Consider the following 20,510-nt stretch of genomic DNA (forward strand, 5'->3'; position numbering starts at 1 on the left):
AAGGCAAATGTCCGACAACAGCGACAAGACCACTCATTTCGGGTTCGAAACCGTGCGCGAGGCCGACAAGGCCGGGCGCGTGCAGGGCGTGTTCAACTCGGTCGCCTCAAAATACGATGTGATGAACGATGTCATGTCGATGGGCATTCACCGGATCTGGAAAGACGCAATGATGGACTGGCTGGCCCCACGCCCCGGTCAGCGCCTGCTGGACGTTGCGGGCGGCACCGGCGATATCTCGTTCCGGTTCCTGAAACGCGCAGGCCGTGGCCATGCCACCGTTCTGGACCTGACCGAGCCGATGCTGATCGAAGGCCGACAGCGTGCCGAGGCGGATCAGATGTCAGACAGTCTGAATTGGGTGGTGGGCGATGCGATGGCCCTACCGTTCGAGGATAACACCTTTGACGTCTACACGATCTCCTTCGGCATCCGAAACGTGACTCGCCCGCAAGAGGCATTGAACGAGGCCTACCGCGTATTGAAACCCGGCGGCCGCCTGATGGTTTTGGAATTCAGCCAGTTGCCCAATGACGGGCTGCAGAAACTCTATGACCTCTATAGTTTCAATGTCATCCCGCGCATGGGGAAACTGATCGCCAATGATTTTGACAGCTATCAGTATCTGGTCGAATCGATCCGTAATTTCCCGGATCAGGATACTTTCCTGAACATGGTCCGCACCGCCGGGTTCGACAACGCGAAATACCGTAACCTGACCATGGGCATTGCCGCGCTGCATTCCGGCTGGAAAATCTGATGCGCGGCCCTCACAATATCATCCGCTTGATCCGGACCGGCGCGACGCTGGAACGGACAGGTGCCATGAATGTCGTTCTGGACGCGTTCGAAGCACCACGCGCCCTGCGCGTTCTGGCCCACACCCTGGGCAAACCCTTTCAATGGCTGGGTTACAAAGGCGATCCGTCGATGCCCCCAGCCACCCGTGCCCTCACCGCCCTGGGACCTGCCTATATCAAGTTCGGTCAGGTTCTGTCCACGCGGCCCGACGTGGTTGGAGACGAACTGGCCGAACAGCTACGCGTGCTGCAGGACAAACTGCCCCCGTTCTCCAAGGCCGAGGCCATGGCCGAGGTCGAGAAAGAGCTTGGTCAACCCGTCGTAGAGATATTCGATGAGTTCAGCGAACCGATTGCGGCCGCCTCAATCGCCCAGGTCCATAAGGCCAAGTTGGTCAGCACAGGCGAGGATGTCGCCGTCAAGGTTTTGCGGCCGGGGATCGAACGTGCCTTCCGCAAGGATGTTGATGCGTTCTATTTCGCTGCCCGAATCGTGCAACTCTTCGCCCCCGGCGCGCGCCGCCTGCGCCCGATGGAAGTGATCGAACATTTCGACGGCGTCGTGCGTGGCGAGCTGGACTTGCGTCTGGAAAGCTCGGCTGCCTCGGAATATGCCGCAAACACCAAGGACGATTCCGGATTCTGGTTGCCCCCCGTGGTCTGGTCCCTGTCGGCGCGTCGGGTAATGACACTCAGCTGGGCAGATGGCATCCCGCTGGGCGACAATGGCGCACTGGATGCAGCCGGTCATGACCGCCGCGATCTGGCCGAACGCGTGCTGCGCCTGTTCCTGCTGCATGCTCTGCGCGACGGCTATTTCCACGCTGACATGCACCAGGGTAACCTGAAGGTCGCGGCAAATAGCGATATCATTGCCTATGACTATGGCATCATGGGCCATATCGACGAATACACGCGCCGGGTCTATGCCGAGATTCTCTTTGGCTTTATCCGCCGCGACTACAAGCGCGTGGCCGAGGTGCATTTCGAGGCCGGATATGTCCCTGCCAATCAGGATGTCGATGAATTCGCCCGTGCTCTGCGCGCGGTTGGAGAGCCGATCTTTGGTATGAACGCCACCCATATCTCAATGGGACGGTTGCTCAGCTATCTGTTCGAAGTCACTGAACGCTTCGGCATGGAAACCCGTACCGAGCTGATCCTGCTTCAGCGTACAATGGTTGTGGTCGAAGGCGTCGCGCGCTCACTCGACCCGCAAATGAACATCTGGGAAGTCGCCCGGCCCGTGGTCGAAGACTACATCAAACAATCCATCGGCCCCCGCGCCGCACTTCGCGATCTTGGCAAAACAGCAATGGTTCTGGCCCGGTTTGGTCCGCGGCTTCCAGCACTGGTAGAAAACGCATTGATTTCCCAAACCCAAAAGGATGAGCCGACCCGGTCGCGCCTATGGTCCGTTGCCTTGCCCGCCACCATTGGTGCCGCTACCGGCGCGGCCCTCGTCCTATTGCTGACAAGCTTCAGCTAAACCCAATCCCGCCCGCTTCATCCGACCAAAAATACCTTCGGGGGAATTGCGCCACAGGCGCGATGGGGGCCAGACAGCCCCCCTGCTTGGTTCGGTTTCAGAGCAGCTCAAAGGCAATGGCAATGCCCTGACCGCCACCGATGCACATGGTGACCAAACCCTTGGACCCGCCCGTGCGCTCCAGCTCATACAGGGCTTTCAGCGTTATAATCGCACCGGTTGCTCCCACCGGATGGCCCAGCGCAATCGCCCCGCCATTCGGGTTTACCTTGGCGGCATCCAAGCCCAGCTCTTTGTTCACGGCCAACGCTTGCGCGGCAAAGGCTTCGTTGCTTTCGATCACATCGAAATCACCCAGCGTCAGGCCCGTCCGCGCCATCAGGTTTTGCACCGCAGGAACCGGACCAATGCCCATCACCTCGGGGCGTACGCCTGCGTGGCCATAGCCCAGAATGCGTGCCTTGGGTTTCAAGCCGGCCTTCTCGGCCGCCTCCGCCGTGGCCAGTACCATCGCCGCCGCACCATCGTTGATGCCCGACGCGTTGCCTGCCGTCACCCGGCCATCCTTGCGGAAGGCAGGACGCAGCCCGGCCAGCGCCTCGGCGGATGTCTGTTTGGGATGCTCGTCGACCATGAAATCGACCATGTCGCGCTTGACCTTGACCTGAACCGGCGTGATCTGGCTTTGGAAATACCCCGCCTCCAGCGCAGCCGCCGCACGGGTTTGGCTGGCCATCGCGAATTCATCCATCTGCTCACGGGTGATCTGGTGCTCATCAGCAACGTTTTCGGCCGTAATGCCCATATGGCCAGTGCCAAACGGGCAGTTCAACGCGCCCAGCATCATATCCATCGAGGTGACATCGCCCATCTTCGCTCCCCAGCGCGCCTGTGGCACGATATACGGACTCCGCGACATGCTTTCGGCGCCACCAGCTACAGCGAATTCGGCGTCGCCCAGCATCAGGGACTGTACCGCCGACACAATCGCCTGCGCACCGGACCCGCACAGACGGTTTACGTTCATCGCGGGCGTTTCAACGGGGATACCGGCCTGCTTGGCCGCGGCGCGTGACAGGTACATGTCGCGTGGTTCGGTATTAATGACATGACCGAACACCACATTGCCGATTTGCTCGGGCGCAACTCCAGATCGCTCCATCGCCGCTTCAGTCACAACGGTCGCCAGATCAATCGGCGCAGTTGAAGCCAAGGCGCCACCAAATGTGCCAATCGCGGTGCGCGCACCATCAAGAATGACGATATCTTTCATGTCTCTTCTCCTCGTGGATTTGCGGGCACTATGCATCCAGCCATTGGAACTGTCCCATAGGACGTACCGTCACAAGCGGAATTGACATGAGGCCACCAAACGCGCATGAGATTCCGTCATGACGGAAAATTCAGACGATATCCTGACGCGCCTGCCCGCCCGCCTGAAAGAGGCCCGCCGCGCCAAAGGCCTGTCGCTGGAAGCTGTGGCCAATCTCAGCGGCGTGTCCCGATCCATGGTCAGCCAGATCGAACGCGGTGAAAGCAGCCCGACGATCTCGACCCTGTGGAACCTGACCCGCGCCCTGCAGGTGGACTTCGCTGGCCTGCTGGAAGAGGCCAATAACGCCGATCAGATCGAAACCCTGCGCAGCGACGAAGTGCCCAGCATCGACAATATGGGCCAGAATTGCCGCATCCGCATCCTCTCCCCGCCCGAAGAGGCCGGTGGCCACGAGGTCTACGATATCCGCTTTGACAGTGATGGCGCGCTGAACAGCCAACCACACGCCCGCGGCGCGCATGAACAGTTGACGGTACTTGAAGGTGCGGTGCGCGTCACCTCGGGCAGTGCCGTCAGCGAACTGAACCAGGGCGACACCGCGCGATACGCGGCCGACGTTCTGCACTCAATTACTGCCAAGAAGCCAGCAAGGGTGTTCCTGATCGTCAAAAACGCCTGACACCGGCGCATTTCCGCCTTTACGGAAATTTTTCCTTCATACTGTAATTCCCCTATTTGGGAATTTCATCCGTTATGTTAGACATGCGACTCAGTTGAACGGAGATCGCCATGTCAGATGCATTCCTGTCCCATGTCACCGACACCCTCGTGCAGATCGAAGCGGAGGGTCTGTACAAGCGTGAACGAATGATCACCTCGCCCCAGGGCGGCGAGATTACTGTGGGCGACAGGCAGGTCATCAATCTGTGCGCCAACAATTATCTGGGTCTGGCCGATCATCCGGCACTGATCGCCGCCGCCAAAGACGCGATGGAACCCAAAGGGTTCGGCATGGCCTCGGTCCGGTTTATTTGTGGCACACAGGACATTCACCGTGAGCTGGAACAGAAGCTGGCACAATTCCTGAATAAGGACGATGCGATCCTGTTTGCAGCCTGTTTTGATGCCAATGGAGGGCTGTTTGAGCCCTTGTTAGGGCCTGAAGATGCCATAATCTCGGACGGTCTGAACCATGCCTCAATCATCGACGGGGTACGGTTGTGCAAGGCCAAACGTTATCGTTATCTGAACAACGACATGAACGATCTGGAGGCCTGGCTGAAGCAGGCACGCGAGGACGGCGCGCGTCACATCATGATCGCGACAGACGGTGTGTTTTCGATGGATGGCTATCTGGCTAACTTGCCGAAAATCCGCGAACTGGCGGACAAATATGACGCCATTGTCATGGTCGATGACTGCCATGCCACCGGATTCATGGGTCCGAACGGGGCCGGTACACCGGATCATTTCGGTGTCGCTGTTGATATTCTGACGGGAACCTTGGGCAAGGCACTTGGGGGGGCAATCGGCGGTTATATCGCCGGGCCGCAGCCGGTGATCGACCTGCTGCGGCAGCGGGCGCGGCCCTATCTGTTCTCAAATTCGCTGCCGCCTTCAATCGTTGCTGCCGGGATCGAAGCCATCCGTCTGGTCGAAGAGGGCGACATGCTGCGCGCGCAACTGTTCAGCAACGCCAAATATTGGCGCGCGGGGTTGGAAAAGTTGGGTTTTGACCTTCTACCCGGCGAACACCCGATCATCCCGGTTAAGCTGGGCGAAGCACAACTGGCGCAGGACGTGGCCGCAAAGCTGTTTGACGAAGGCGTTTATGTTTCGGGCTTTTTCTTCCCCGTCGTCCCGCGCGGTAAGGCACGGATCAGAACGCAGATGAATGCGGCGCTGACAAAGGATGAGCTGGACCGTGCGCTGGCCGCCTTTAGCAAGGTCGGCAAAGAGCTGGGGATCATCTGATGCGACCCAATACGATGAAAGCGCTGGAAAAATCCAAGCCCGAGGAGGGCTTGTGGATGGTGCAGGCCCCGGTGCCCGAGATCGGCCCTGATGAAGTGCTGATCCGCATCAACAAGACCGGCATCTGCGGCACCGATATCCACATCTGGAACTGGGACGACTGGGCCGCCGCAACTGTGCCCACCCCAATGATCACCGGCCATGAATTTGCCGGTGAAATCGTTGAGATCGGGCGCAACGTGACCGGGCTTGAGATCGGCCAGCGCTGCTCCGGCGAGGGGCACCTGATCACAACCGACAGCCGCCAAAGCCGTGCTGGCAAGTTCCATCTGGATCCCGGCACGCGCGGAATCGGCGTCAATGAACAGGGTGCCTTTGCGCAATACCTGAAACTACCTGCCTTCAACGTGGTGCCCCTGCCCGATGACATTCCCGACGAAATCGGAGCCATTCTCGACCCGTTGGGGAATGCTGTGCACACCGCACTCAGTTTTGATCTGCTGGGTGAGGATGTGCTGATCACCGGTGCAGGCCCCATCGGCATCATGGCCGCCGCCGTGGCCCGCCATGCAGGCGCGCGGCATGTGGTGATCACCGATATCAATCCGGACCGCTTGACGCTGGCTGCGCATGTTGTGCCAACATTGCGCCCTGTCGATGTGACCAAGGAAGATTTGCAGGACGTGATCGCCGAACTGGGCATGCAGCAGGGTTTTGACGTCGGGCTAGAGATGTCAGGTTCACAAATTGCACTGGACCAGATGGTCGAGGCACTGGTGATGGGCGGCAAGATCGCTCTGCTGGGCATCCCACCTGGAAAATCCCCCGTGGACTGGTCCCGCATCGTATTCAAGGCCATCACCATCAAAGGTGTCTATGGGCGCGAGATGTTCGAGACCTGGTATAAGATGATTGCCATGTTACAGAACGGTTTGGATGTCAGCCGAGTGATCACGCACCGTTTCAAGGTTGATGAATTTGCCAAGGGCTTTGGCGAGATGAAATCAGGTCGATCCGGCAAGGTTGTTCTGGATTGGACCTAACCCTCTGGCGTTAAACGGCTTCACCCCCTAAACAGGAGGGAACTCAGGTGTTTGGAGGCGCAGATGAGCGACAAGGACAACCGGTATCTTGAACGCGGGATCGAGGACACTCTGGTCACGGATTTCGCCGAAACCCACCGCAAGAGCTATGGCGACTTCCTGCAGCTCAAAACCCTACTGAATCTGCAAAAGACGTTTCAGGATCCCGCGCAACCAGATGAGATGCTGTTCATCATCATCCATCAGGTCAGCGAGCTGTGGCTGAAGCTGATGCATCACCAGCTGGTCGAAGTGCGCCGCTTTCTGCAAGAGGACGAATTTGGCCCGGCAATGAAGAATCTCGACCGGGTCAAAGCAATCCAGCGGCAGTTGATTTCCGCGTGGGAAACGCTTCTGACCATGACCCCCGCCGATTACATGACCTTTCGGCAAGCACTTGGCAGCTCCTCGGGATTTCAAAGCTATGGCTATCGTCAGATTGAATTCATTCTGGGCAACAAGGATGCCTCGACCCAGAAGGTTCACCAGCATGATCCCGAAGTCATGGAATTATTGGATGCCGCACTGACCAAGCCTTCGCTTTACGACGAAGTGCTGCACATGCTGGCCCGGCAAGGGTTTGACGTGCCTGATGACCTGCTGAACCGTGACTTTGCACAACCCTATTCCGGCGACCCGCGCGTGGTGAAAATCTGGGCTCAGGTGTTTCACAATACCGATCAGTATTGGGACCTCTATGCGCTGGCCGAAAAGCTGATGGACGTGGAATCCCTGTTCCAGCGCTGGCGGTTTGACCATGTCACTGCGGTCGAGAGAGTTATTGGCAACCAGCCAGGTACAGGCGGGTCTAGCGGTGTGTCGTTCCTGCGCAAAGCGCTGGACTTGCGATTCTTTCACGATCTCTACGATGTGCGCACCGAATTGATGTATAGCGGGCAGGAGTAGGCGATGCTGTATCGTGGTTTCACTCAGACAGAGCTGGAGCAGGAGTATTCTCCCAGTTCGATGGTTGGCGGCGATCTGACACCCTATCTTGAAAGCTACGCCGCGCTGAGTGCGCAGAACCGCGCCCGGATGGAATGCCGGGAAAACCTGCCCTTCGGCGAAACATCTGAACAGGTGCTCGACTTCTTTCCTGCGTCGACGGCCAACGCTCCGCTGCATGTCTTTATTCACGGAGGTTACTGGCAGGCGCTCAGTCAGCGTGAGTCCGCGATGATGGCCCCTACACTGGTGGAAAACGGGCAAGCCTTTGCAACGCTGAACTATACGCTCGCACCTGAGGCCCGACTGGATCAGATGATCAAAGAGTGCCGCGATGCCCTGCTTTGGCTGGGATCACAGGCGACGGCCCTTGGGTTCGATCCGGCGCAGATCACCTTGTCGGGGCACAGCGCCGGGGCACATCTGGCGGCCATGATGATGGCGACTTCAGCCGATGCGCTAGCCCGCGCCGGCTTGCGGGTACGAGAGGTGATTCTGATCAGCGGCGTCTATGATCTTGAACCGATCAGCCTGACGCCGGTGAATGACCCGCTGCAACTGACCCCGGTCGAAATACACGATCTCTCACCCATTCTGCACCTGCCCGCCCCCGGTCCGCGTTACCATATAACCGTCGCCGAGCGTGACACACCCGAATTCATTCGTCAAAGCCGGGACTATGCGGAATTGCTGCGTAAGGGCGGGCATTCTGTCAGTTTTGATCTGCAGAAAGGGATGCAGCATTTCGACATCATCATGCACGCAAGCACGTTCCTGCCGGCTCCTCGGTAGTCATAGGTGTTGGGCGAAAGAATATTCTGACCTTTGCGTCATGCACTGAGCAAGTCGCCATATCCCTGCATTTGTGGCGGTACCGCAAGTGTCCGGTTTGAGCCCAGAGTGACAGATGCTGCGCTAGCTAGGAATGGCAGCGGTGCGCCAATGTCGACTCTGCAAAGTTGAACGAACGGAGTACACGGAACTTTTATCGCGCTCTCATCCATTCTGGTGCAGAATTCTCCAAACCGATCGATGATCGAATTCGCAGTTGGTGAAAAAAATCACGCTTTGACTGTCATCTGAAGCATTAGTCACTGGCTCAAAAGAGCCGAAAGCTGCTTCGCTCCCTTCTGAAGTATGCCCAGAAACGACATCAGACTGTTGACGTCATGACGTTGTGTCGGCGCGTGAACCGAAAGTGTGCCTACCAATCGGCCTTGTCCATCCTGAACGGGTACTGCTAGGGCAGTCATTCCGGTCATGAATTCCTCGTCATCGGTGGAATAACTATTCTCAGAGATACGTCGGATCTCCGATCGCAATGCCTTGGGATCGGTCAGCGAGCGTTCGGTTTGTGGTTGTAGATGTCCTGCCGAAAGAAACCCATCCAGCTTTCTTTGCCGTAGTGTGGACAGGTACATCTTGCCGCTGGCCGTGCAATGGAAGGGCACCTGTGTCCCGACCGGCAGTTGAATTCGCAGGGGCCACTTCGTTTCCACCCGGTCGAGATAGATCATGCCCTCGCGGTCTGGAATGGCGAGATTACATGTCTCGCCAACAGTTTCAGCCACACTGCGCAAGATCGCCAGTCGCGCAGTGCGCAAATGCTCGGACGACATAGTGTTGACCGATAGCAGTCGCAGCCGGTGTCCCGGGCCATATGATCTGCCATCGAGATCCCGCTGCAGAAACCCTTCGGCTTCTGCGGTTTGCAGCAGACGGTGAATTGTTGGCTTGGCCAGACCTAATGCCTCAATCAGATCCGATGGTTTTACGGAAACGCCACGCCGCGCCACCTCCTCGAGGATCAGCAGGAGGCGGAGGTTGGTCGGTATTTGAGTTTCTTTTTCTTGTGTTTCCGTCTCGGCCATCCTGCAACAGTCTAGCTATTTGGAAGCAGTATCAAGGCCAGATCGGGCACAAGCGACACTAAAATCCAAACCGAAAGAAGCGCCACCAGATAGGGTACCGTATACCGAAGCAACCGGAAATAAGGTACTCCTGTTACTCCTGAAGCCACATAGAGGTTCAGCCCATAAGGTGGTGTGATGAATCCAATGGACGCCCCCACAAGGAAGATCACCGAGAAATGGATTGGATCAATCCCAACCGAGGCCGCGATTGGCGCAAGAATTGGGGCGAGAATTATGGTTACAGGTAGGCTTTCCAAAACCATACCCGAGAAGAAGACAATCACCATCGACGTGAACAGAACCGCATAGTACCCACCCATCGAGGTTACAAAATCTCCAATGGTTTGTTGCGCGCCGAGCAATGACAAGATCTGTTGCATCACAACTGATATCGCGATCAGCGGCGCAAGGATGCCGGTGATCTGGGCCGAGCGGATGACGATCGAGGGGATCTCGGGGATCGTAAAGCCTTCGACCACGAACATTTCGGCGTAACTCTTCTCGGTTGGCGATATGTCGTTTCTGGCCCCCATAATCCGGTTGATCGGATAGCTGACCAAACCAGCGATCACACAGAAGCCAACTGTCACGCCCGCGGCTTCTGTCGGGGAAAACTTGCCTGTGTAGATGCCCCACAGCACCAGCCCAATGGCGAAAAATCCAAGCCAGGCGCCAAATGCCGTTTTCAGTACCCGGTTGAGCTGCAAAGGGATCAGATGACCCCACCCGTTCATGCGGCAAATGATCCAGCACGCGAATTGCATACCAAAGACCATGAGCGCGCCCGGAAGAATGCCCGCCACGAACAACTCGGAAATAGGAAGGTTCATCAAGAAGCCATAGACGATGAAGATAATGGACGGCGGGATTATGATCCCTACAGTACCCCCTGCCGCAGCGGTCGCCGCGCTGAACCGTTCGTCATAGCCACCTTTGACCATCTCGGGGTGCAGCATCGAACCAATTGTGGCTGTCGTCGCCGAGTTTGATCCCGAAATCGCTGCGAATAACCCGCAGGCACCAAGCGATGCCATCGCCAACCCACCACGTATCCAGCCCAGACAGGCATAGGCGAAATCGCTGAGCCTTCGGGCAATACCAGACTTGTTGATCAGGTCTCCGGTCAGGATAAAGAGCGGCATCGCGAGCAGGGCAAAGCCTTTGTTGAACACGTTCAACAGTTCGGCCCCCATATTGTCCAGCGTCAAGCCAAGGACGAATGAGCAGCCGATCACCCAATAGCCGATGACCAAAAACACCGGCACGCCCAGCATGAACAGAAAGGTAACCCCAAGTGAGATCAGTGTAACCAAAGTTCCGTCTGTCATCAGTCTGCTCCGATCACGGCCTGCTTGATCAGCGGCTCACCTGTTTTCCAGTTTTGCAGATCGTCGGTGAGGTTCTGAAACACACGCCCGATCATCAAAAAGAACGAAAGAGGCGCGGCCAGCAAAAACCACCACTGCATGATATTGTCCGTGCCGAGAACGATCTGAAAATTCGACGCCGATAACGCAACCAGTCGCGTGGTCGTCACGATGACGATCACCGCAAAGATGAACCACAGCACTGCATCAAGGATCAAACAGGCCAACTGCCCGCCTCGGGGCATTGCGGTGCGGAACTCATTGAAACTCAGATGCGTCCGCAGGCGAACATTGTACGTGGCCCCGAACCACGCCATCACCATAAACAACAAGGGAGGGATAGTGGTGGACCACGGTTCTTGATCGTTGAACACGAATCGGTCGATCACGCCCCAGAAAATGATCAACGCAATGGCGAGGTAAGAATATACCATTACCGACCGCTCCAGATGGCGCTCGATAAACGGCACTGTCCGATAGATCAGCATGATCACGAATCCGCCCATGGCTGAAACAACCGCGCCCAACACCCATGCGGCGTCCGATTCCAGCGCTGATTGAATCTCGAACGAATCCTGGCTGAGAAAGGCACTGAAGATCGCGCCTGTGTCTGCCCAAAACGACATGTACCCCGTCCTCCCAGTCGGTGTGTATTAGAACCGGCCCGCTTGGGGCCGGTTCGTCTTTTGTATCAGGCTTCGCCTTTCCACCAACGGCGCGGTTCTACGTTTTCCGGCAGGGTGTCTGCCGGAATCTCACGCGCGATGTCGTAGATTTCCTGATAGGTATCGATGCCACCGGCCCATTTGTTCAAACGCTCACGCCACTGCGCCCAGGGTTCGGGGTTGTAGTTCGGGGCGCACATCTCTTCGGCCAGTTTGATCTGATCATCTGGCAGGAATGCCGGACGTACTCCATTTTCGGCGAAGATAGTATCAGGCAGCTGCGGTTCCGAGAAACCCACAGTGTTCAGCAAAGCCGCTTCATTGGCACCTTGAATCAAAGCCTGCGTAAAGTAGGAAGACTCCATCACAGCATCCTGCAGCTCCCCGCCCAGACTGTCGAACACTTTGGCCGACATTGAGGTATGTTCAGTGCCGCAGAAGAATTTCAGGTTGACTGACTGCGACACCACTGGAGCCATGTTGGCATATGCGACGGCCGATGCCCACGTTTCAGCCCCGTCGATCAGACCAGTCTTCAACGCATCCAGAGTTTCTTCCCATGCAACCGGTACCGGATTCAGGTTCAACAGCTGCATCGCAATGCGTCCCAGCTGTGTACCCGTCACACGGTTCTTTGTGCCGAACAGCTCTTCCAGTTTGGTGACGGTCGGCTTGTCGGCAAAGGTCGAACCCATTTGCAGGCCGCGCAATTCACAGTGGGTAAACAGGAACTTCAGGCCGTGCCGTTTCTCAAGCGGATCACGCAGAATGCGCTGGCTCGCCGGGCTGTAGAAGAAGTGATACTGCGCTGCCCGGCTGGGGAACATGTAAGCATAGTCCAGCACGTTGAGATACGGCGCGCCTCCAGCCGAGTTCTGGGTCGAGGCCGCGTAAATATCAACAATGCCCTGCTGGGTTTTTTCAACACAGCTCAGCTGGCCGCAGATCTGGTTATCACCAATGAACTCGATCCGAATTTCACCGTCCGTGCGCTCTTCCAGATCGCGTGCAAACTCGATCGCGCCGGCGCGTTCGATCAGCAGATTGCGGGTGTTAAAGCCCGATGCGCCAAATTTAAGCGTGTGCTTTGGCTCTTTCGAGAAGCGCTTTTCATAGGTTGATTCGGCTGCCTGCGCCAGATTCGCCAGGCTCATCGCGCCACCGAACCCACCTGCCGCCAGCAGTGTCGAACTCATGCCATACCGCCCGGCCACACGAAAAAAATCTCGCCGGGAAATGCCACTTAGTTTCTTACCGATCTCCATTGCCTACCTCCCTGATCGCAATTAATGAGACGTTTTGTATCAAAAAAGGCTAGTATATTTCTCGCATCTTGCATAGAGTTTTTTTCAGTCGCGTCGGGAGGAGACAGTTATGGAAGTCGATTATGCGGTAGTCGGAGCAGGATCTTCGGGCTGTGTCATTGCCAACCGTTTGAGTGCTGATCCCAATACGACCGTCGCATTGCTGGAGGCTGGCGGTCGCGACACCAACCCGTGGATTCACATTCCGGTCGGATATTTCAAAACAATGCACAACCCGTCGGTTGACTGGTGCTATCGCACTGAACCCGATCCGGGGCTTAATGGACGATCCATAGACTGGCCACGAGGCAAGGTGCTGGGCGGCTCATCCTCGCTGAACGGGCTGCTTTATGTCCGCGGCCAGAAAGAAGACTACGATCGCTGGCGGCAAATGGGCAATGAGGGATGGGGGTGGGACGATGTCTTGCCCCTGTTTAAACGTTGCGAAGATCAAGAACGCGGTGAAGATGAGTTTCACGGCATTGGCGGGCCTTTGTCTGTTTCGAACATGCGCATTCAACGCCCCATCTGCGACGCCTGGGTTGCCGCAGCACAGGTTGCAGGCTACGCGTTCAATCCCGACTACAATGGCGCCGAACAAGAAGGCGTAGGTTATTTCCAATTGACCACACGCAACGGTCGTCGCTGCAGCGCGGCTGTGGCTTATCTCAAACCCATTCGAAGTCGTCAGAATCTTAACATCATCACCAACGCATTTGTGACGCGCGTGGTTTTGGACGGGAAAAAGGCGACCGGGCTGGTTTACCGTGACAGGTCAGGGGTCGAGCAAACTCTGAAGGTTCGACGCGAGATTATCCTGTCTGGTGGCGCGATCAATTCGCCCCAGATCCTGATGTTGTCGGGGATTGGAGACCCGGACCACCTCAAAGAAAACGGAATCGAACCGCTTCACGCCCTGTCTGGCGTTGGTAAGGGCTTGCAGGATCATTTACAGGCGCGCCTGGTGTTCAAGTGCAATGAACCAACACTGAATGATGAAGTCCGCAGCCTCTTCAATCAGGCGCGCATCGCTCTGAAATATGCACTGTTCCGTGCCGGGCCTATGACAATGGCGGCCAGCCTTGCCACCGGCTTTATGAAAACGCGCCCGGATGTAGAGACACCCGATATACAGTTTCATGTCCAACCCTGGTCCGCTGACAGCCCGGGCGAGGGCGTACACCCGTTCTCGGCCTTTACAATGTCGGTCTGCCAGCTGCGCCCGGAAAGCAGGGGGGAGTTGCGCCTGAACGGCCCCGATCCGTCCAAACATGTCAAGATCATACCGAACTACTTGTCCACAGAAACAGATTGCAGGACCATAGTCGATGGCGTGAATATCGCGCGGCGAATTGCCAAGAAAAACCCTTTGGCCTCGAAGATTTCGGAAGAGTTTCGACCAACAGAAGATCTGAATTGCAATGACTATGACGCTACGCTGGATTGGGCCAGGTCGAATTCGACCTCAATCTACCACCCAACCGGCACCTGTGCGATGGGAAGCTCTGAGGCATCTGTTGTCGATCCTAAACTAAGGGTTCACGGACTAGAAAATCTGCGCGTGGCCGATTGTTCGATCATGCCCGAGATCGTCAGTGGCAACACCAACGCACCGGCAATCATGATCGGGGAAAAGGCGAGCGATTTGATAATCGCGGATGCCTGACAGGCCCTCCATCTTGCCTGTGTGCGATGCAGAATGCCCAAAACACCCGCAACCGATGGATCGGTGTGCCAGTCGCGCAAGCTCAAGCTGTTCTGTTGATTATGTCTGATCGCAACTCGCACTTTGCCAACTCTTGTCTCATGACTGACCGTGATCTGGGAGGGCGACTCTTGGTCAACGATCTATGCAGCATCCAGCTCAGATTTTGACGTCAAACCAATCTCGCGAAACATGCATAAGCGGTCGCGGACACTACTTGCTTTTCCAATAGTTCAAATCGGAACCTCCACTTTCCTATTTTTGGCGTACAAGTACTTCACTTGCAGAGAGATATACACAGCACGTGGTCGCGAGCCTGAGCCTGGCTACGGGCACTGCGTCGGTGAACCCTATTGGCCGCTAAGTCCGCATAGCCGACAGCAACCTAGATTTACTTTGCCTCTTGAACCAAGGCTACCCGGTGCGACTTGATGATTAACCTCAGAAAAACTCGCGCGAAAAGTCAAAGGCTCACGTCAGCTCTCCAAAAGAAAAACAGCGGCCCGTTGGAGCCGCTGTTTTCCGAATTTCAGTTCTGTCCGGATCAATCCAGTGTCCGGGTGACCTCTTCGCGCTCGAAGATTTCGATGACGTCGCCGGCGCGGATATCGTCGTAGTTCTCGAATGCCATACCGCATTCCTGACCCGACTGAACCTCGGCCACTTCGTCCTTGAAGCGCTTCAGCGTTTTCAGCGTGCCTTCGTGGATCACGACGTTGTCGCGCAGCAGGCGGACACCTGCGGAACGACGCGCCACGCCTTCTGTAACCAGACAGCCAGCAACCTTGCCAACGCCCGTAACCTTGAAGACTTCGCGGATCTCGGCATAACCGATGAACTTTTCGCGGATCTCGGCGCTCAACAGGCCTGATGCGGCGGCTTTCACGTCGTCGACCAGATCGTAGATCACCGAGTAGTAGCGGATTTCCACGCCCTTTTGGTTCGCGGTGTTCCGGGCTGAAGCATTGGCACGCACGTTGAAGCCCAAGATTGGGGCTCCGGACGCTTCCGCCAAGCCGACATCCGTTTCGGTGATCGCGCCGACGCCTGAATGCAGCACCCGCACGCGTACTTCGTCGTTGCCGATCTTCTCCATCGCCTGAACGATGGCTTCGGCAGAACCCTGCACGTCCGCTTTCATCAGAATTGGCAGCTCGGTGACGTTTTCGTCTTCCTTGGCCTTCTGCATCAGCTGTTCAAGGGTGGTTGCGGCACCGGCGGCGGCGCGTTTGTCCTTGGCGGCCTGTTCACGGTAGGCGGCGATTTCACGCGCCTGCGCTTCAGTCTCGGTCACGTTCAGAACGTCCCCGGCCTCGGGCGTGCCATTCAGACCCAGAACCTCAACCGGAACCGAGGGTCCTGCCTCTTTGACGCGTTCGCCCTTGTCGTTGATCAGCGCACGGACTTTACCGTATTGCTCACCCACAACAAAGATATCGCCCTGACGCAATGTACCGGTTTGAACCAGAACGGTAGCAACAGGTCCACGGCCCACATCCAGCTGCGCCTCGATCACGGCACCCTGGGCGGCGCGATTCGGGTTGGCTTTCAGCTCAAGAATTTCGGATTGCAACGCGATGGCTTCCAGCAGCTCGTCCAGACCCTGACCGGTGATGGCGGACACTTCGACGTCCTGAACCTCACCCGACATTTTCTCAACGATGACTTCGTGCTGCAGCAGATCGGTGCGCACCTTGTCCGGGTTTGCGTCCGGCTTGTCGACCTTGTTGATCGCAACGATCATCGGGACACCCGCCGCTTTGGCGTGGTTGATCGCCTCGATCGTCTGCGGCATCACCGCGTCATCCGCAGCAACAACCAGAACCACGATATCCGTGACCTGTGCCCCGCGCGAACGCATCGAGGTAAAGGCCGCGTGGCCCGGTGTATCCAGGAAAGACAGCGTTGTGCCGCCATCGGTTTTCACCTGATAAGCGCCAATATGCTGGGTAATACCCCCGGCCTCACCCGCCACAACGCGAGCGTCGCGGATCGCGTCCAGCAACGAGGTCTTACCGTGGTCAACGTGACCCATGATGGTAATGACCGGCGGACGCGACTGCAGATCGCCTTCGCTGTCTTCGATCTCTTTGATGACGTCCTCGACGTCAGAGGCCGAGACGCGCGTGACCTTGTGGCCAAATTCTTCGATGATCAGTTCCGCAGTATCAGCGTCAATGGTCTGGTTCTGCGTGACCATCATGCCCATGTTCATTAGCGATTTGACAACGTCCGCGACACGCTCGGCCATACGGTTGGCCAGCTCGGACACGACAATCGCCTCGGGCAGCTGTACGTCACGGATAACCTTTTCCCGCTCGACCGCGCCGCCCATGGCTTTCTGACGCGCGCGCTCTTGCTTACGCTTCATGGCTGCCATCGAACGCTGACGGTTGCCTTCGCCACCCGTCGCCTGACCCAGAGTCAGCTTGCCTGAACGGCGGTTATCGTCACGGCCCTTGGTGCGCGCGCCGCGCTGTTCACGCTCGCGATCCTGCTTGCGTGGCGTTGCTGCAGGCGCAGGCTTGCTGGCCGGGCTGCGGGCGGCTTTTGGCTCTTCTGGAGTCGGGGTCGCCACGACACGCTTAGCGGCATCTTCAGCCTCTTTGCGCTTGCGTTCTTCCTCTTCGGCCTTGGCGCGCGCGCGTTCTTCGGCCTCGCGCTGTTCGCGCTCTTTGGCCTCTAGTTCCGCACGGCGACGGGCACGCTCTTCCTCGCGCGCTTTTTCAGCGGCCTGACGCTCGGCGGCCTCTTCGACCTCACGCGCCTTGGCAGCCTGCAGCGCCTTCATCCGGCGCGCCATTTCCACGTCGGAAATCCCGGCTGGACGACGCGACGGATCACCTGATGGCGTAGCTCCACCACCGGTTTTGGCCGCACCCGGCTTGGGGACCACCACGCGCTTGCGTTTGGTTTCCACCACGACATTCTTGGTACGTCCGTGGCTGAAACTTTGTTTCACATTTCCGGGGCGCGCCCCGCCACGAAGACCCAATGTCTTTTTGCCGTCACTATCGCTCATAAAGCTTCTTACCCTTCCGCGCGGCCCTTGCCGCCGTCATCCGTTTCGCGCAAGCCATGCAGGCGCTGCGCTTCCTCTACAACACGTTTGGCGAGTCCGCCAGAGGCCAAGGCCGCATGAATCACGGTTTGGCGCCCAAATGCCGCCCCAAGTTCGTCTGCGGTCAACCAGCCGATGTATTTCCCAAAGTGCGGCGTGCTGAGTTTCGACTTGCCGCGCCCCGATCCATCGGACGCCTGAAGCAATATCTGGGCCTCTTCCCGGTCCAGCATTGCCTTGACCTTTTCATAGCCAGCAACCGCATCACCGGACTTGCGCGCGAGGCTCAAAAGCTCGATCACGCGCCGCGCAATCTGCTTTTCAACCTCATCGGCCAGATCCTTTGACACAGTGACCTGCGCCTTGAACCCCCGCGCGAACAATTTCTTGCCAATGGCTTTGTCCAACGCGCTGCGGTCAGCCGAGACATAAACACCGCGCCCCGGCAGTTTTGCCGCGACATCAGGAAAGACCTGACCGTCTGGCCCGACCACAAAGCGGATCAGCCCATATCTAGGCTGAACCTCGCCAGTGGCAATGCACTTGCGTTCGGGTCCGTCAGACCGATCCTTATGGACGCCACCGCGACCCATGTGCGCCACCCGAAGCCTGCGATCAGGCCTCGGCTTCCTCGTCGGCCGCTACGCCGTCTTCTTCAGCCTGCTCCAGTTCGGCAGGATCAACCCAGCCCAGCATGATGCGTGCGGTCATGACCAGATCCTGCGCCTCTTCCAGCGTTATGCCAAAAGGCTCCAGAACGCCGTCATCCTTGATACGCTCACCATCAACTGTGGTCCAACCACCAGCCAGTTCCCAGTCAGCGCAGGTGGCAAAGTCTTCCAACGTTTTCACGTCGTCCTTGGCCAGCGCCTCTACCATCTGGGGTGTCAGACCTTCGAATTCAATAAGGCTGTCCTCGACACCCAGCTCACGCGCTGCATCCAGCGCTGCTTTGGCCTGTGCTTCCAGGTGTTCACGCGCACGGGTCTGCAGTTCCTGCGCGGTGCCTTCGTCTACGCCGTCAATGACCAACAGCTCGTCAAGCTCGACATAGGCGACTTCTTCCAGGTTGGTGAAGCCTTCCGATACCAGCAACTGAGCAAAGAATTCGTCTAGATCCAGGCTTTCCATAAACAGGCCGGTGCGGGCTTCGAACTCTTTCTGACGACGCGCCGATTCTTCGGCCTCGGTCATGATGTCGATGTCCAGGTTGGTCAGCTGGCTGGCCAGACGTACGTTCTGACCACGGCGACCGATGGCGAGGCTCAGCTGTTCCTCGGGAACCACAACTTCGATCTTGCCGGCTTCTTCGTCCAGAACCACCTTGGACACCTCGGCAGGCTGCAGCGCGTTCACCAGGAAGGTGGGCTGATCTTCATTCCATGGAATGATGTCGATCTTTTCGCCCTGCAGCTCATTCACGACGGCCTGCACACGGCTGCCGCGCATACCAACGCAGGCACCGACAGGGTCGATCGAGCCGTCATAGGAAATGACAGCGATCTTGGCGCGCGATCCGGGATCACGAGCAACAGCTTTGACCTCGATGATGCCGTCATAGATTTCCGGCACTTCCATCTTGAACAGTTCAGCCATGAATTCAGGCGCGGTGCGCGACAGGAAGATCTGGTGGCCACGAACCTCGCGGCGAACTTCCTTGATATAGGCGCGCACACGGTCATTGGGGCGATAGCTTTCGCGGCCAATCTTGTCGTTGCGGCGCAGAACAGCCTCGGCACCGCCCAGATCGACGATGACATTGCCAAACTCTTCGCGCTTGACCGCACCGTTGATGATGGTACCTGCGCGATCCTTGAAGTCTTCGTACTGGCGATCGCGCTCGGCTTCGCGGACCTTCTGCAGAATCACCTGCTTGGCGGATTGCGCCGCGATCCGGCCCATTTCGACCGGAGGCACTTCTTCGACATAGACGCTACCGACTTCTGGCGCTTCCATGTATTGCTTGGCCTGCTCGACGGTCATCTCGGCCTGATAGTTCTCAAGCTCCTCATCTTCAACCACGGTGCGGACACGGGTAAAGGTCGCCTTGCCGGTCTTGCGGTCGATGCTGACGCGGATATCCATCTCGGCGCCGTAGCGGCTTTTGGCGGCACGGGCGAGCGATTCTTCCATCGCTTCGACAACCAGACCGGGGTCGATCATCTTTTCGCGGGCCACGGCCTCGGCGGTCTGCAGCAGCTCCAGCTGGTTGGCTGAGGTGATTGCCATCAGTTCGTCTCCTCTTCGGACCCTTCGGTCTCAATCTCGTCGAAAGCGTTTTCGTTCAGGGCACCGGCGTCCTTGCGCTGGCGCAGCATCTCTTTGATCAGATCATCGGTCAGGACCAGCTTGGCATCGCTTAGCCAGTCAAACTGCAAGCCGATGGTGATTGTCTCATCTCCCTCGGAGATATTGATCAAAACCTCATCGCCTTCGATCCCGGCCAGCTCACCTTTGAAGCGGCGACGGCCGTCGATCAGTTCGGCGGTTTCAATCTTTGCCTCATAGCCCTCGAACATCTCAAAATCCTTGAGACGTGTCAGAGGCCGGTCGATGCCGGGGCTGGACACTTCCAGCGCATAGGCGTCAAGGATCGGATCTTCGACATCCAGTGTGGCACTGACTGCGTTCGATATCTCGGCGCAATCATCCACTTCGATGCCACCATCGGGCTTGTCGGCCATGATCTGCAAGGTGGTCTGCTTGCCGCTCATCAGGCGGATACGGACCAGCTCATACCCCAGATCTTCGATCACTGGGGTGATGATCTCGGCCAGTCTCCGATCGATGGCAGCTTTGGCTATCAGTTCGTTTGTCATCAGCTACTCTACCCTGTCAGTCGGGCACAAAAAAACGGGCGCGCGGCCCGTCGAAATTCCCGGTGGAGCCCCAGACCAGAAGTCTGACACGCCGCTGTTGCAACTGCATA

At 57.5% G+C, this 20,510-nt stretch carries 17 protein-coding genes; 8 read left to right on the forward strand and 9 right to left on the reverse strand.

What is annotated here, in order from left to right:
* Positions 1–7 precede the first annotated feature (7 nt).
* Both ubiE and ubiB read left to right on the forward strand, forming a co-directional pair.
* On the forward strand, positions 8–760 hold the full coding sequence (gene ubiE / locus AC2FH8_RS11850) for a bifunctional demethylmenaquinone methyltransferase/2-methoxy-6-polyprenyl-1,4-benzoquinol methylase UbiE (RefSeq protein ID WP_496689847.1): 753 nt from the start codon (positions 8–10) through the stop codon (positions 758–760).
* A complete protein-coding gene (ubiB, locus tag AC2FH8_RS11855; protein WP_496689848.1) occupies positions 760–2,289 on the forward strand; it encodes a 2-polyprenylphenol 6-hydroxylase in 1,530 nt (509 codons plus the stop codon). The genes ubiE and ubiB overlap by 1 nt, the downstream gene beginning before the upstream one ends.
* 97 nt (positions 2,290–2,386) lie before the next feature.
* Here the strand turns inward: ubiB and AC2FH8_RS11860 are convergent, their stop codons facing one another.
* Positions 2,387–3,562 carry an acetyl-CoA C-acyltransferase family protein gene (locus tag AC2FH8_RS11860; protein WP_281973592.1) on the reverse strand — a complete coding sequence of 392 codons (1,176 nt, stop codon included), beginning with the start codon at positions 3,560–3,562 and terminating at the stop codon, positions 2,387–2,389.
* 118 nt (positions 3,563–3,680) lie between these two features.
* Between AC2FH8_RS11860 and AC2FH8_RS11865 the strand changes: the two genes are divergently transcribed.
* From AC2FH8_RS11865 to AC2FH8_RS11885, 5 genes are all read left to right on the forward strand, one after another.
* Positions 3,681–4,244: a helix-turn-helix domain-containing protein gene (locus AC2FH8_RS11865; protein WP_271950762.1), complete on the forward strand. Its 564-nt coding sequence runs from the start codon at positions 3,681–3,683 to the stop codon at positions 4,242–4,244.
* A gap of 110 nt (positions 4,245–4,354) precedes the next feature.
* Positions 4,355–5,539 carry a glycine C-acetyltransferase gene (locus tag AC2FH8_RS11870; protein WP_496689849.1) on the forward strand — a complete coding sequence of 395 codons (1,185 nt, stop codon included), beginning with the start codon at positions 4,355–4,357 and terminating at the stop codon, positions 5,537–5,539.
* A 14-nt stretch (positions 5,540–5,553) separates the two neighbouring features.
* Positions 5,554–6,582, forward strand: a complete 1,029-nt coding sequence (tdh, locus tag AC2FH8_RS11875; protein ID WP_496689895.1) for an L-threonine 3-dehydrogenase — start codon at positions 5,554–5,556, stop codon at positions 6,580–6,582.
* Between the two features lie 63 nt (positions 6,583–6,645).
* Complete coding sequence (locus tag AC2FH8_RS11880) at positions 6,646–7,527, forward strand: tryptophan 2,3-dioxygenase (RefSeq protein ID WP_496689850.1); 882 nt, start codon at positions 6,646–6,648, stop codon at positions 7,525–7,527.
* A gap of 3 nt (positions 7,528–7,530) precedes the next feature.
* Positions 7,531–8,358 carry an alpha/beta hydrolase gene (locus tag AC2FH8_RS11885; protein ID WP_496689851.1) on the forward strand — a complete coding sequence of 276 codons (828 nt, stop codon included), beginning with the start codon at positions 7,531–7,533 and terminating at the stop codon, positions 8,356–8,358.
* Between the two features lie 299 nt (positions 8,359–8,657).
* Here the strand turns inward: AC2FH8_RS11885 and AC2FH8_RS11890 are convergent, their stop codons facing one another.
* The 4 genes from AC2FH8_RS11890 to AC2FH8_RS11905 form a co-directional block, all read right to left on the reverse strand.
* A complete protein-coding gene (locus tag AC2FH8_RS11890) occupies positions 8,658–9,437 on the reverse strand; it encodes an IclR family transcriptional regulator (protein ID WP_142638245.1) in 780 nt (259 codons plus the stop codon).
* An 11-nt stretch (positions 9,438–9,448) separates the two neighbouring features.
* A complete protein-coding gene (locus tag AC2FH8_RS11895) occupies positions 9,449–10,807 on the reverse strand; it encodes a TRAP transporter large permease (RefSeq protein WP_496689852.1) in 1,359 nt (452 codons plus the stop codon).
* Positions 10,807–11,472 (reverse strand): TRAP transporter small permease, encoded by a 666-nt coding sequence (locus AC2FH8_RS11900; protein WP_496689853.1) that lies wholly within the window; start codon positions 11,470–11,472, stop codon positions 10,807–10,809. Before AC2FH8_RS11900 ends, AC2FH8_RS11895 begins: the two co-directional genes overlap by 1 nt.
* A 65-nt stretch (positions 11,473–11,537) precedes the next feature.
* Positions 11,538–12,776 (reverse strand): TRAP transporter substrate-binding protein, encoded by a 1,239-nt coding sequence (locus AC2FH8_RS11905; protein ID WP_142638251.1) that lies wholly within the window; start codon positions 12,774–12,776, stop codon positions 11,538–11,540.
* Between the two features lie 109 nt (positions 12,777–12,885).
* Between AC2FH8_RS11905 and AC2FH8_RS11910 the strand changes: the two genes are divergently transcribed.
* On the forward strand, positions 12,886–14,481 hold the full coding sequence (locus tag AC2FH8_RS11910; RefSeq protein WP_271950774.1) for a GMC family oxidoreductase: 1,596 nt from the start codon (positions 12,886–12,888) through the stop codon (positions 14,479–14,481).
* Positions 14,482–15,064: 583 nt separating this feature from the next.
* Here AC2FH8_RS11910 and infB read toward each other — a convergent pair.
* The 4 genes from infB to rimP are packed head-to-tail and all read right to left on the reverse strand — an operon-like array spanning position 15,065 to position 20,400.
* A complete protein-coding gene (infB, locus tag AC2FH8_RS11915) occupies positions 15,065–17,542 on the reverse strand; it encodes a translation initiation factor IF-2 (RefSeq protein WP_281973586.1) in 2,478 nt (825 codons plus the stop codon).
* An 8-nt stretch (positions 17,543–17,550) separates the two neighbouring features.
* A complete protein-coding gene (locus AC2FH8_RS11920) occupies positions 17,551–18,174 on the reverse strand; it encodes an RNA-binding protein (RefSeq protein ID WP_142638257.1) in 624 nt (207 codons plus the stop codon).
* Between the two features lie 22 nt (positions 18,175–18,196).
* Positions 18,197–19,810, reverse strand: a complete 1,614-nt coding sequence (gene nusA, locus AC2FH8_RS11925) for a transcription termination factor NusA (protein ID WP_142638259.1) — start codon at positions 19,808–19,810, stop codon at positions 18,197–18,199.
* Positions 19,810–20,400 (reverse strand): ribosome maturation factor RimP, encoded by a 591-nt coding sequence (rimP, locus tag AC2FH8_RS11930; RefSeq protein ID WP_142638261.1) that lies wholly within the window; start codon positions 20,398–20,400, stop codon positions 19,810–19,812. Before rimP ends, nusA begins: the two co-directional genes overlap by 1 nt.
* Positions 20,401–20,510: the final 110 nt, after the last annotated feature.

It is taken from the genome of Ruegeria sp. CDSC025 (genome assembly GCF_059610805.1).